Genomic DNA, 12,931 nt, shown 5'->3' on the forward strand with positions numbered 1-12,931 from the left:
GGTGAAGGCAAGTCTGTAGTTATACGTCAAGCCCGTTAATCCACAGCATCAGATACACCAGGTCAGCCGAATCCGGCACCGTGATATACCAGCGCGGATGCGCATACTCCTCTTCCTGCGGCCAGCTCGTCTGTCCCGTCACGGTGATAAGAATATTCACCGCCTGCTTCAGCTTTCCCTCAAGATAGATGGCCACGCTGCTGCTGAGTCCCACCCGGTGCGGGTGACACGTCATTTTGACCGGCCCGGTCAGGCGCTGCCTGAGCATCGCCCGCAGCCTCACCAGATGCTGATGTGTCGCCGGGAGCACGCCGGGCTCCCCCTGAGGCGACAGGGTGAAAAGCGCACCGCCACTGTGCTCATGAATGGCGGGTTCAGGGTACTTCAGTGTCATCATACCGTGGCAGGCTCCTGTTGTTTATCCGTCAGACCGCGCAGACGGTCCAGATTCTGCGCGACGCGTTTTGCCGCCTCGAGTTCGCTGCAGTGAAATTCATTCATCAGCGCCCGGCGTTCGGCTTTCTCTTCTTTTTCCGTCATGCCCAGTGCCAGGAAGAGACTGGGCGGCACGGCACGAAACAGCGCTTCGATCCGTTTCGCCAGCACCACGCCTTCCGTATAACACCCCGACAGTTTACTGGCGGAAAGCAGCACCGATTCCTGCTCCGGCGTGAGCGCGCGGAAACGGCTGATATCTTTGACCTCCTCCGGGGGCATGGTCAGACAAATCCACCATTCCGCCATGTTCAGCATTTTTTCGGCAATATCCGGGTAGTCTTTAAGGTTCTGGGTGGCCAGCCACAGCCAGGCACCGAGCTTACGCCACATCTTGACCACCTTCGTCATGTAGGGCGACAGCAGCGGGTTGACCGTCACGATATGCGCCTCATCCACCGTGAAGACAATATCCCGGCCCAGGAACTGGTCACGCTCCGCGATGTTGTTGATCATGTTGGTCATCGAGACCATGGTCAGGGCCATCTGCGCCTCGTAACCCTCACGCGCCAGATGCCCCAGGTCGACCAGCGTCACGTCCGCTTCCGGCCACAGCTCCCCTTCGCGGTTGAACAGCTCCGCTTCAAAGCTCCCGGCCTGAGTGAACATGCCCAGGGATTCCGCCATTTCCGCCGCTTTCGCCTTGCGCTGAGCATTGCGGACATTGATGACGCCCTCATCGTTGTCAGAGGCAATGTCGTACAGCGCCTTCTGCAGGTCAGACGGCAGCATCTGCCGCCCTTCCTTATACGTGGCATGTGCCGCCATCAGCAGCGCCTCACGTATCATCGCCCTGTCGGCACGCTTAAGGTCAGCCTCTTCTTTCGGGTCGCCGCCGGTGATCATCATGCGCGCGGAGATTTCCATTTCACCGAGAACGTCACGCTTGTCATCCTCGCCATCGTCGTCCGTGTCGATATCAGGCAGGTCGCTCTCATCCACGGCCTGGGCGGCCAGGCCTTCTTCCACCAGTTTGTGAGCATCAGCAAACGGCGGCAGACTGACGCCGCTTCCGGGTTTGACGCTGATTTTATTCACCGTCAGCCCGAGGCTGTCAAAGAAGTCGGCCAGCAGGCCGAACGAGTTGCCGGCCTCCGCAATAAACAGCCGCGGACGATGGACGGCCATCAGCTGGGAGAGCGCGGCACACAGCGTGGCCGACTTGCCCGCCCCGGTCGGGCCGAACAACAGCAGATGCGCGTTCTGGGTGCGGTCGAGCTTGTTGAGCGGATCGAATGTAAGGGTATCCCCGCCGCGGTTGAAAAAGCTGAAGCCGGGATGCCCCGTGCCGGTTTCCCGCCCGGTTACCGGCAAAAGTCCTGCCAGGTGCTGAACCCATGTCAGACGGGTATACCAGTGTTTTTTGTCGCTGTCCGGGTTAAAGCACATCGGCAGCGCCCGCAGCCAGCTGTTCAGCGGACCTTCTTCAAACTCCGGCCGTACCGGCTGCAGACCGGCCCCTAGCAATACGGTGGACAGCTCCAGCCGCTTGCGCTTCAGGCTGGTCATGTCGTCGCCGCGCAGCAAGAAGGTGATCCCCGCCCGGTACAGCTTGTGCCGGTTGCCCAGATACTCTTTGACCGTCTTCACATCCTGGCGGACGCGGCCCGACTCGGTATTCTCACCGACCGCATTTTTCGACAGCCGGTTAAACTGCTCTTCAAGCCGGTCCTGGGGCTGTACCATCACGGTCATGCACACCATGGTCCCTTCCGGAAACATATCCATCAGGGCATTAATTTTCTTTTCACCCCGGCTTTTCTCGCCGGTCAGGGTGCCCGGCTCCGGCGGTGTACGCAGTTTTTCCACCGCCACCGCGCAGTGCGGCTTGTTGTCAATCCACCACACGCCGTTTTCCGGGTCTGAAACCGGCGGCGTGAACCACAGGGTTTCGGCAAAATCATTGCTGACCGGCACGGTGCCTTCAGGTGTCTCGCGCGGGTCTGCGTAAGCAGCCTGCCGATAGAGCGTGGTTTTCTCCACCCAGTCCGGTGACGGATTGAACAGCCGCAGCAGCCAGCCATGCACCTGCAGGCCGTTCTGCCGGGTGCAGCGGATCCCCGCCCCGCCCAGGGCATTAACGACCCGGTCACACACCTGATTGAGCATCGCCACCGGCGGCATCGGATCCCGGCTTTTACCAAGCCAGCGATAAACAACCATCCGGGTGCGGCGCTGCTGCCCGCGCCACGGCTGGCCGGTAATCAGCGAGTCAGTAAAAAGTCCCTCAGGCCGGGAGATACTGCGGATATGGCGCTCCATTTCACCCAGCCAGGCGTCGGTAAACGCCGTGCGCTGTGCATGTGGTTTGACATACCCGCGCAGCCTGTCCAGGTACGCGTCAGTGTCGTCCTCGTCCTGGCAGAAGAACTGCACGACCCAGGGATTCACGTCATGTTCATCAAAGCTGTCCTGAAGTGCATCCTCAACCGAGTCCCGGATCTGCTCCAGGCGCTCTTCGGTTCGCCCTTCGGTCGCCACCGGTGTCACATCATAAACGGCCCCCACCGACACGCCGTCATCAAGCAGGAGACACTGCTCTTCATCGAGAAATTCTGCCCAGGGCAAAAAGTCAATGATGGACGGATTGGCGTGATAAACCTTCTCCTCATCCTGGCGCGTCATTTTCCCGGGGCGCTTCAGAGGTTGCCGGCCCTTCACGGCCGCGGTCAGGGTTTCATCTGCCTGAACGGACTGGCCGTCATCAACCGGCGTCTGCCGGTCGGTGGATTTATTACGCGTAAACAGTGAAAGCATTACAGGGCCTCCGTGCGCTCGCCAGGCATGGCATACTGCGTCTGGCTGTAGAACGGGAACACAGTGCTGTAACCCGGCACCGGCGTGTTACCGTCTGCCAGATGGGGATACAGGTACATCACCATGTCGGGGTTGGGCAGCCGGGGAAACTGCTGGGTGATTTCGCTTTCCTGAGTACGGCTGTAGCTGCGGTCGGCCTGCGCGTCCGCCTGCGTTTCGCTGCCCGTCAGCGGGCGTCGCAGCGTGTCGCGGGCCGCCGCAGACTGGCGGGAAGTACTGCCGCCACCGTCCGCCCCGTTCCACAGTTCAAGCATGGTGTTATCGCCCGCCGGCAGCATTTCCTCTTTGGAGGTTGAGCAGCCGCTGAGCATTACACAGCTCAGGGCCAGAATGAAAACCGTTCTGTACATTACCGGTATCTCCTTTGTGAGGCGGCCGGATCGTAACCGCCGCAGATAAAAACGAACGCACTGACATTCAGCAGGTGCCCCAGCTCCCGTAATGTCATACGCGGGCAGTAAAGCCGGCGCGGGATTTTCGGGCTGCGCCACGAAACGGCACACTCCCGGGCACTGAGCGGCAGGGAGAACCTGCCGATATCCAGTAAAAGCTGGCCATTGCGCCAGCGCAGTAAAGGTGCGCCGGCAGGCAACAGCGCGACGGGTCGCAGCAACAGAACCGCAGAAGACGCAGGGATCACGTCAATATGCCAGCCTGCCCCGTCGCTGAACATCCAGCACACGGATGAAAGAGGGAAAAACGTTATCTGTCCCGCCATGGCCGTGTACTCAGTCCAGTCCGCCATTGTCACTGACGCCACCCGGCAGGGTGAAGTCGTAGCGCACCTTACGGCCCTTATCTTCATAATCAATGGCCAGCTGACGGGTGATATGCACGGCGAGACGGGCACCGGGCGGCACATAAATGGCATCAAACGTCATCCCGTAACGCTGTTTGATCCAGTCGGTGGTTTCAGACATGCCGCCGGAAATGGCTTTCCCCAGCGCCGCCTGTCCGGCGTCGCCGGTCATGGTGGCGGAAATGCCATTCACGTTGTTCTGCGTCGTGTACTGCCCCTGGCTCATCGCTTCACCCGCCGCACCGGCAGCCGACAGGCCAAAGATGGTGGGCAGGTAGGTGGAGGCGTTGGACTTACGTTCGCCGCCAATGCACGGGATCCCGTTTTCATCCGAAATCCAACCGATACCGCCACTGGTGCCGGTATCCTGTTTAGCCTGAGCGTTATTATTTTGCCCGCCGGCGTTGTTACTGGTGTCGGGTCTGGGGAGGGTGCGCACCGTACCGTCGGAAAAAACAAAGGTGACGCTGTTAACCTGCCCGCGCACGCAGGACAGCGTCCAGTCGCCGCTGGCCGTCCCCGAAACAATCGCCCCTTCGACGTCCGGTAACTCGATGCCGTTCGCCGTCAGGTTATCCTTACCGATAAGCACCTTGAACGGATAAGGATCGGTCACGGTGCCGTTGATGGGCACCCGGCCAAGCAGTGCCGTCATGGCGCGGCTGCCGACCAGCGTGGAATTTTCCGGCAGCGTGTAAACCGGCTCGGCGCTCTCTTCCGCCCCTTTTTCATTCGTCCGTCCCTTCACTTTCTGCTCATAGGCGGCTTTCTGGCGGGTCAGCTCATTTTCCCCCAGAAAAGAGGTCGGGAACTGAGGTGAGGCTTTGCCGCTGGCCGCATCCCGCGGATCCGTCTCTTTCTGGTCCGTCGGCGCGACCCACATCATGCCGTCACTGCCCTGAGAAGCGCTCCCCCCGGTGCTGCTGCCCATGCCGTCCAGTCCCAGCCCCAGCGGGATATCGCTGTCCGCCGTTTTTTTCTCGCTGTCAGGCTTTTTGAGTTTGTCAGTCAGCTCCTGGATTTTCGCCGTCAGGCTCAGTTGTTCGTTCTGAAGCTGAGCCTGCCGCTTGTCGTACTGCTCGCGCAGGCCATTAACGGCCTCATTCACCTGTCCTGAAACGTCCTGATTGCGCCGGCGCAACCGTTCGTTTTCTTTCACCAAATCCGCGTTCTGCTTATCCAGCGTTTTCTGGCGGTCACGCACATCGTTCAGCCGGCCGATGAGCGTGCGCAGGGTGTCCTCCGGCGTGTCGCCTTCCACCCCCAGCGCCTTCAGTTCATCCGGCGAGAGGTTTTTCAGGGAGCCGCTTTGTTTTGCCTGAGGTTGTTCTGCCGGTTCGTTTTTGCAGCTTTTGAGCCCCACGGCCAGCCCGGCAATCACCACGGCCGGCACGATAAACTTCACCAGGGCATTAGATTTAATCTGCATGGCGGGCCTCCTGTTTTACCGTGCGGGTCGCTTTACGCAGTGCAGACGGCTCAGCAATGAATGCGCTCTCCGGACGACCGGCGGTCACCACATACACCGTGGTGGTGTCTTCAGGCGTGCCGGCCGGACCGACCCAGCGGTGCTGGAAGGTGGCGGACACAAACTGTCCCTGCAGCGAGCGTGGATCCAGAACGACCTTACGGCTGCCGGTGTTCGTGAGCCTGAGTGCCACCACGCTGCGGTTTGCCACACCCCAGCCAGCCAGCGGCGTGACCGTTAATGGTTCAGAGGGATACAGCGTGCTGACACGTCGGGGCAGATGAGGATTGACCGGATGAATACCCGGGACCGCCTCGACCGTACGTGCCGGAGCATAAAGGCTCTGAGCGGCATATCGGGTCAGCAGCACCGGGATGGGGGCGCTGTAGCGGATTTTTTTACGCTTTGCCTGAGTACCATCATCGCTGCCGGTGGGAGCAGATGAGCCTGATCCGGAAGCAGCCCGGTCTGCACCACCTGGCTGACCGGCCGCATCGCCGGCGTGACTCAGCGTGCTGACATCACCGCTGTAGACCAGCCGCACCGGCTCAGTCGGCCCTTTTTCACCGGCGGCGATATCAAACAGCAGAACCTCGCCGCTTTCCACATCCTGCAGCTGCACCCGCGTCTGCGGAAAGGCGCTGTCGGCTTTCAGGTAGACGGCTCCCCCGGTGCTCTGCACCCGGAGTTTACCGTTAAGCGCCGGCGGAAAACCGACGCGGACGTTTTTGTCCACAAAGACCACCCGCTCCTGCCCCACCTTCAGGGGGATCTGCAGCGGAATACGCTCCCATTTCATCAGCTCATCTGCGCCGGCAGGACGTGATACCAGCATTGCCAGGGGCAGCAGGGCGAAGGACAGCGCCATCAGCCCGGCGCGGTAGTGGGGGTTTTTACTCATCACTGAAACACTCCTGACTTCTCCGGTTTAGGTGCAGGCGGTGCCGCCTCCAGACGCTGGGGCACACCGGCATAACAGTCCAGCGCCAGCCCGAACGGGTTGCGCTCCGCATCACCTTCCCAGCGCACCACTTTAAGCGGGTAACGTACCAGGGCGCGTTTGACCGGCTCGGCATGGAAATATTCGTCGGCCACCACGTCCAGGCGGGCAATCCAGTGATCGCGATCCTGTACGGTCACGCTCTGTGACTGGTAACCGCGACCAGGCACTTCATACACCACGCGCACGCGGTCGGTGAGCTCCCCGGCGTCACCGCGTTTCTTTGCATCCGCTTTCAGGAAATCCTGACAGGACGGCGTCAGATACGGCGACAGCGCATTGATTTTGGCGGAATAATCCACCTCGCCGTTTTTCGGCCAGGCATTGAGCTGCTGAAAAATGTAGAACGCAAAGGAGTAGACCGTCGGGGGCGGCACTTCCCACCAGGGCCGCGTGCTGCCGGTACGTAAATCCGGCGGGTTATGCACGGTCAGCTTGCTGGGTGCCAGCATCCAGCCTGCACAGGTGAATAAAAGGAAAAAGGCAAGCACGGCGCAGGCGATGCGCAGCGTCTGAATATGCTGGTCGCGGTCTTTTACCGCATGGCGAAAACGGCTCATGAGGCTCTCCTGTTACGTTTCACTGACCAGCCCCGGGCATCCACAATCAGTTTCGGATTGCCCATCCCCAGCCGGCGTTTTTTCGTCTCCAGTCGCTGCCAGAGCCAGTTCTCGGGCTTACCGCGCTTGAGCCTGGCCATCCAGCGGCCGCCGAACCAGACGAGCAGCAGCGGCATGACCAGCAGGCCGGTGGGAACGACAACCCAGCCGGCAAGCGGGATAAACGGCAGTGACAGGAGCAGACCCGCACCCGCGCCGGCAAGGGCTGCCAGCCCCATCTCATGGGTGGTAAACCCGCGAAATACCACGGGCTCACTGTTGAGACGGTCAGGTAAAAAACGAATGGTCTGCATCGTCGCAGGCTCCTACAACAGAATGTCGGCAGACTTGCCGAGCAGCCAGATAACGGCAACCAGCAGCACCACACCCACCACCACAATGGCCCCGAATTTGGTCCAGGTGGCTTTCTCATTGCGGACTTCGGTGAAGGTGTGCAGGGCGGCAATGGCAACGTTGATAAAGGCAACGGCCGCCACGACCAGCCCCCCGATAACAATGCCGTCCTGCAGGTAGCCCTTGATTTGTCCGGACAGCCCGCTTCCGCCTCCGGATTCAGGCGCTTCAACGCTTGGCAAGTCCGCAAAGGCCGGTTTGCAGGTGAGCCAGCCCAGGAGGGCAAGCGTACCGGCGCGGGTCAGCGTACGACTGGCGAGACGGCGCAGGCGGGCAACAACAGACTCAGAATGGTGCATGGAATTCATCTCCTGACTTAACGTTCATAATCGGGTTAACTGGCAAACATCCAGATACACACAAGCAACAGCAGCACGGTGCGGACGGCAAAACGCCCCAGGGCCGCGTCCCGCACTTTGGTGTTACTCCAGCCGGTCCAGACATCCGACAGCGCCCACGCGGCCCATAAAAAAAGAAATGCCAGCAGTGCCCCGATGCAGAGCAGATGAAGGATGTTCACATCAAGACTGCCGGAGCCGGCTTTAAACGCGTTCGTTTGTTCGGATGTCATGGGCATCAGGGCCGCTCCCGCCGGTAATTACCGGCCACATAAGACGGGTCACGCGGTTGCGCGCGGGAGGGCTCCAGATAGCGGTCAATGCCGCTGCGGATGGTGTTGAGATCGGATGTGGCCTGACGGTAATCAAAGAAAAAGCGGCCACGGTCAGCCGGGTCGGCCTGTGCAGCCGCCACGCGGGCCCGTTCAAGCGACGCCTGAACCTGGTCCAGCTGACGCTGAACAGACGCAAGCTCGTCTTTCTCGGATGCCTGTGCAGCAGCTGATGCCAGAAAGGTCAGCAATACCAGGCCAGTGATGCCCGGGACACGACGGTTGCGCCGCATGGCCGGACGATTTGAGTTCATACGCACCTCCAGAAGGATTAAGGGGTGCGGACAGGATGCGGAAGAGGGAGCGTCGGGTCAGCGATAAACCCTAAACAGGAATTTCAAAATTAATTGCAGGTCAGTGCCGGTGGCAGGTTTAGCTGTAAATAAAGGTTCATTGTGATATTAAGAAAACTCAACGGTAAACAGAGGGAAAATGAAAATGATGAAGACTGTTCTGAAGGCCACGTTAATCACTGCACTGATTACCGGCCCTGTTCTTGCGGCCGACGGTACTGGCAAAGTCCAACTTTCAGACCTGCATTTCGCCACAGCAGCAAATGGTTTGCAGCAAATTGAAGGCACGGGAACAAACGTGTCAGGTGGGCCTGTGAAGACTGTAATTGTCAAATTCAACTTGCTTCAGAATGGGGCAGTAATAGGAAATACGGCAGCGATGGCTGAAAATCTGGAGCCGGGTCAGCAATGGAAGCTACAGGCACCCTACGACAGCATAACCAACAAGCCAGACAGCTTCAAAGTGACAGAACTGACGGTATTTAATAACTGACACTGACGCGCCAGTAACAGTGGTTTCATGGCTTGTCTGCTGACGGCAGGCGCGCAAAACAAGTTTTGCACGCCTCCGTCCAGCCCTGATTTAAAGATACTTCTTGAATGAGGCAGTGGTCACGGTCACGGCGATACCCAACAGGACAGCCGCCGGCAACAACAGCAGATTGGGGTAGACTGCAGTGGGCCAGGAAAGGTACAGCATGGCGGGCACCACGGCTGCCGGTTTGACCAGTTTCTTGGCATGGTGATAGACAAAAGAACTTTCATACCCCGCCCCGTAACGCCGCAGATCACGCCGCCCCAGCCCCTCAACCAGGGCCACCACCACGACCAGCACAAACAGCGGGACGGACAGCACCAGGATGGTGACGCGTACCAGTGTGATAATGCTTATCCATACCGTGGCCAGCAGGTATTCACGCAGGTAGCCGGCAAGCCAGCCGCTCCAGCTGTTGATTTCCCGCGTGACTGCATTGTCACTGTGCATCTGGTGCGCATACTGCTGCCGGACCCAGTCAAGGAAGCCACTGTCCACAAAGGCCCACTGATACGCGGTGCTAACCCAGCGCACAACCGTCACCGATGGCTCAGACAGCAGCAGGCTGCGGGTGAACTCTGTGGACAGCCACCCCAGCTCGGTGTTCATGACCGCTTCACTGTGCGCCGCCCCGGCTTCCGGCCAGAAGAAGGCGATGCCGATATATTCAATCAGCAGGCTCAGCAGCAGCGAGGACAGCACCACGCCCACCAGGGCCCATGGCCAGCCCCAGAGCAGATTATACAGAATGCCGTGCTTGCGTTCCGGCAGCGTCTGCTGCTGTGGGGGACGTTTTACCTCAGCCATTCGCCCCTCCTGTGACCGGCACGTTCAGGGCCGGGCCGTCCCGCCACCAGGATTCGCCGCTGTGATAGCTGCGCCGCATCTCCTCCGCTATTTTCTCAATACTTTCCGGCATCAGCACATCATCAGCATCCCCGGCAGGCAGCGGCATGCGGATTTTCCACAGTTGCCCTCCTTCCAGCAGGGCAAACGCCTGCCCTTTTGGTAGCGTCACGATATCGGCCGGCTCCAGTAGTGGGACTTTTACCGTCCCGACGCGGTCCTGGGTGCTTGAGGTGAAGTCCTGGTCTGCATTGACATCCGCCGTGTCCTGGTGCCCGGAGACCAGCGTTTTGGTGTAAATCTCCACCTGCGGCAGCTGCGTGGTCAGCAACTCGGCGGTGCGGTTCTCCCTGACGCGCAGCATAATCAGGTTGTTAAAGTTACCCTGTACCTGGGCCGTCTTGGCCGCATTCCCGATGCGTGCCTCAATATCAGAAGACGTCTGGGTATAGGCCGTCACCTGCATGCCGGCACCGCCCCCTTTGTTGATGAGAGGAATAAACTCATACCCCATCAGCTCGTTAAACTCATCGCAGTGCAGGTTAATCAGGGACTTCCCTTCTTTCCCGCCCGGCAGGCCCGCATTGATACCGTGTTTATAAATGTGCCCGGCCACACTCACCAGATCGGCGAACATGGAGTTACCGACCGCGCTCGCCACTTCACTGTCACTGAGCGCATCGAGCCCCACATACACCACGGCTTTTTTACGGATGATCTGTTCCCAGTCAAAAATCGGCCGCGTGTCGTCAATGTCCTGATAATCCGGCGACAGCAGCTCGGCGGTCTTGCCGGTGGTCAGTTTTTCCAGCAGCGGCAGCAGCGACGCCACGATTTTGTCAAAGTAAGTACGGTCATAACGTACCGCTGACCGCAGCCCGTCAAGGATGGGATCATAGAGTTTTTTACCCTCTTCTGAACTCAGGGCAACCTCAATGGCCCAGATACGTAAGGCATCCGGCTGACCCTGCATGTTACGGGGCACGTCGTCCTCTCCCAGCACCTGCTGATTATTCTCAATCTGCGTCTGCAGAGCCGGCAGCTGCGCCTGGATGATTTTTTCCGCATAGCGGATATAGAGATCGGCGATATTGTTCACGTAGCGCATGATCAGCGTGTAGTCAGGGCGCTCACCCAGGGCGACCAGCGCACGGGCGATGATGTTGACGAACCGCCAGGCAAATTCGCGAAATGCCGCGCTGTTCCCCTCACCCGACAGCTGACCGGCCACGCGGGACGCCACCTCTGACACGCGACCAAAACGCCCGACGGCATTATAACGGGCTGAAATTTCAGGCCAGCCAAGATGAAAAATATACAGCTTGTCCCCGCGTCCGGCCCGGTGGGCCTCTGCCCAGACGCGTTTCATCAGGTCTGCGTCGCCTTTCGGATCAAACACGATGGTGACTTCACCCCGCCGGATATCCTGGGTGACCAGCAGCTCTGCCAGCCGGGTCTTCCCGACGCGCGTGGTGCCGTACACCACCGTATGGCCAACGCGCTCCCCCAGAGCCAGGGTGACGTCTTTTTCGTCGGGCTCGATGCCGTGCAGCGCCGGATTGCCGCCCACCGGTGGTAATGGCCGCACCGGGTTCAGCGGCGTATCGGCACTCAGCAGCTTACCCAGCCAGGGCAGACGGTGCTCTGTCATCATTTCGAGCTGACGCGCCCCCAGGTAAAAGCGGTTTGGCTGCAGGTAACGGGCCACTTCAGGGCGCAACGTATCCTGCAGCCGCTGGGTGTGTTTCTGCGTCCAGCGGAACCCCCGGCCTAGAAACAGGCGACGATGACTGACGGGGATCTGTTTAGTACTCATGACATAGCGCGGCAGGCGGCGGAGATTCCGGCGGTAGCGAATAATCTTCATCCCCTGATGCGTGCGGGTGACGGCCAGCGCCGCAAACCCGGCTGCGGTGACATAGCTGACAGACGGAGCCAGAGCGACAGCCCAGGGTGCCTGCACACAGACATACGCCGCCATGCCCGATACCACGGCGGTATTCAGCTCAACGGCCGGACGCAGCAGGGCCTCAATGACGTAACGGTTACTCATCGTCTGCCTCCTTTATAATTTTACCGTCGGCTATACGGATATACGTTCCCCTCCCGGCACCGGCTTCCCTGCAGGAAAGGGAGTGGTAACGCAGGGCATCCGCCAGTAAGCGCCAGAGCACATACAGAACATTCGACAGGATGAAAAAAATGATCCATACAGCCCGCAATGACAGCAGGTAATTGTTCGCCGCGGTTTCTGTGGAGACGGCAGTGACGGTACAGGCTGCCGGCTTTGCATCAGGCGGAGCCGCATTATCAGGCGCCGGGCATTCCTCCCACATGTAATGTCCGGGCGGCGCGGTGCGCCATGCCGTTGCCTCCTTCTGCAACTGGTCGTTCAGGTCACTGACCGGATGGCCGAAAACAAGCCAGGCGAGCAGGTAGACACCGCCGAAAGCGGCAGGCACGAAAACGGCATGACGGAATAAACAGAACACAAGCCACAACGCGTAACGCAGGCTGTTCAGGAAGATGTGCATAAAAGATTCCTCAGAGATACTGCCGGACGTCCTGACCGGCGAGAATGGCCAGCAGGCGTTGCCCGCTGATGATGCGCAGACGCGGTGACGCCGTGCGAATGGTGCGGCTCATTTTTCCGGTACGGCCCGTGTGGATAAACAGCCCCCGGCGGCCGGACTGCAGGAGAAGCCGGTCGAAGTCCTCAACATGTGCGGGGGAAACAGCACGACTGTACCGTTTGGCCTGGATAAGCCAGTGCTCACCGTCAATGATGACCTGACCATCAAGGCCGCCGTCACCGCTGTAGGAGGCATTGCGCACCACGGTCAGCCCCTGGCGTTCAAAGGCAGAGAGCAACAGCTCTTCAAAGACATAGGGACTGACTTTGCGCAGATAGCTCAGACGCTGCCCGTCTCCCGGCAGGCGGGTCAGTTTATCCAGTACCCGCCCCGCCGTTGCCCGGTATCGCCGGTGACGGCGG

16 protein-coding genes are annotated in these 12,931 nt (G+C 59.8%); 1 reads left to right on the forward strand and 15 read right to left on the reverse strand.

The window, feature by feature from the left end:
• Positions 1–19 precede the first annotated feature (19 nt).
• Genes CYR52_RS10425 through CYR52_RS10475 form a run of 11 tightly spaced genes read right to left on the reverse strand, consistent with a single transcriptional unit; the run spans position 20 to position 8,516 of the window.
• Positions 20–397 carry a hypothetical protein gene (locus CYR52_RS10425; RefSeq protein WP_004115528.1) on the reverse strand — a complete coding sequence of 126 codons (378 nt, stop codon included), beginning with the start codon at positions 395–397 and terminating at the stop codon, positions 20–22.
• Complete coding sequence (locus tag CYR52_RS10430; protein WP_072926971.1) at positions 394–3,252, reverse strand: conjugative transfer ATPase; 2,859 nt, start codon at positions 3,250–3,252, stop codon at positions 394–396. The genes CYR52_RS10425 and CYR52_RS10430 overlap by 4 nt, the downstream gene beginning before the upstream one ends.
• A complete protein-coding gene (locus CYR52_RS10435; RefSeq protein WP_006785978.1) occupies positions 3,252–3,662 on the reverse strand; it encodes a TIGR03751 family conjugal transfer lipoprotein in 411 nt (136 codons plus the stop codon). Before CYR52_RS10435 ends, CYR52_RS10430 begins: the two co-directional genes overlap by 1 nt.
• The gene (locus CYR52_RS10440) at positions 3,662–4,057 is read right to left on the reverse strand and encodes a hypothetical protein (RefSeq protein ID WP_020899223.1); all 396 of its coding nucleotides are present in this window, start codon (positions 4,055–4,057) and stop codon (positions 3,662–3,664) included. Before CYR52_RS10440 ends, CYR52_RS10435 begins: the two co-directional genes overlap by 1 nt.
• On the reverse strand, positions 4,041–5,540 hold the full coding sequence (locus CYR52_RS10445; RefSeq protein ID WP_006785974.1) for a TIGR03752 family integrating conjugative element protein: 1,500 nt from the start codon (positions 5,538–5,540) through the stop codon (positions 4,041–4,043). The genes CYR52_RS10440 and CYR52_RS10445 overlap by 17 nt, the downstream gene beginning before the upstream one ends.
• A complete protein-coding gene (locus tag CYR52_RS10450; RefSeq protein WP_006785972.1) occupies positions 5,530–6,480 on the reverse strand; it encodes a TIGR03749 family integrating conjugative element protein in 951 nt (316 codons plus the stop codon). Before CYR52_RS10450 ends, CYR52_RS10445 begins: the two co-directional genes overlap by 11 nt.
• Complete coding sequence (locus CYR52_RS10455; RefSeq protein ID WP_004115533.1) at positions 6,480–7,139, reverse strand: PFL_4703 family integrating conjugative element protein; 660 nt, start codon at positions 7,137–7,139, stop codon at positions 6,480–6,482. Before CYR52_RS10455 ends, CYR52_RS10450 begins: the two co-directional genes overlap by 1 nt.
• Positions 7,136–7,492 carry a TIGR03750 family conjugal transfer protein gene (locus CYR52_RS10460; RefSeq protein WP_004115534.1) on the reverse strand — a complete coding sequence of 119 codons (357 nt, stop codon included), beginning with the start codon at positions 7,490–7,492 and terminating at the stop codon, positions 7,136–7,138. The genes CYR52_RS10455 and CYR52_RS10460 overlap by 4 nt, the downstream gene beginning before the upstream one ends.
• A gap of 12 nt (positions 7,493–7,504) precedes the next feature.
• Positions 7,505–7,891, reverse strand: a complete 387-nt coding sequence (locus CYR52_RS10465) for a TIGR03745 family integrating conjugative element membrane protein (protein ID WP_006785968.1) — start codon at positions 7,889–7,891, stop codon at positions 7,505–7,507.
• A 35-nt stretch (positions 7,892–7,926) separates the two neighbouring features.
• Positions 7,927–8,169: a TIGR03758 family integrating conjugative element protein gene (locus tag CYR52_RS10470; RefSeq protein WP_003029734.1), complete on the reverse strand. Its 243-nt coding sequence runs from the start codon at positions 8,167–8,169 to the stop codon at positions 7,927–7,929.
• Positions 8,169–8,516, reverse strand: a complete 348-nt coding sequence (locus CYR52_RS10475; RefSeq protein WP_006785967.1) for an integrative conjugative element protein, RAQPRD family — start codon at positions 8,514–8,516, stop codon at positions 8,169–8,171. Before CYR52_RS10475 ends, CYR52_RS10470 begins: the two co-directional genes overlap by 1 nt.
• Positions 8,517–8,700: 184 nt before the next feature.
• Here CYR52_RS10475 and CYR52_RS10480 point away from each other — a divergent pair, with 184 nt between their 5' ends.
• Entirely contained in the window at positions 8,701–9,048 is a 348-nt protein-coding gene (locus CYR52_RS10480; protein ID WP_016808262.1) for an FxLYD domain-containing protein, read from the forward strand.
• Positions 9,049–9,138: 90 nt separating this feature from the next.
• Here the strand turns inward: CYR52_RS10480 and CYR52_RS10485 are convergent, their stop codons facing one another.
• The 4 genes from CYR52_RS10485 to CYR52_RS10500 form a co-directional block, all read right to left on the reverse strand.
• Positions 9,139–9,897, reverse strand: coding sequence for a TIGR03747 family integrating conjugative element membrane protein (locus CYR52_RS10485; RefSeq protein ID WP_006785966.1), 759 nt, complete (start codon positions 9,895–9,897; stop codon positions 9,139–9,141).
• On the reverse strand, positions 9,890–11,989 hold the full coding sequence (gene traD, locus CYR52_RS10490; protein WP_006785965.1) for a type IV conjugative transfer system coupling protein TraD: 2,100 nt from the start codon (positions 11,987–11,989) through the stop codon (positions 9,890–9,892). Before traD ends, CYR52_RS10485 begins: the two co-directional genes overlap by 8 nt.
• Entirely contained in the window at positions 11,982–12,470 is a 489-nt protein-coding gene (locus CYR52_RS10495; RefSeq protein WP_006785964.1) for a hypothetical protein, read from the reverse strand. The genes traD and CYR52_RS10495 overlap by 8 nt, the downstream gene beginning before the upstream one ends.
• 10 nt (positions 12,471–12,480) lie before the next feature.
• The coding region (locus CYR52_RS10500; protein WP_101828535.1) for a restriction endonuclease at positions 12,481–12,931 on the reverse strand (451 nt) is incomplete at its 5' end.

Origin of the sequence: Chimaeribacter arupi (assembly GCF_002858805.1) — a bacterium.
Taxonomy (GTDB): Bacteria; Pseudomonadota; Gammaproteobacteria; order Enterobacterales; family Enterobacteriaceae; genus Chimaeribacter; species Chimaeribacter arupi.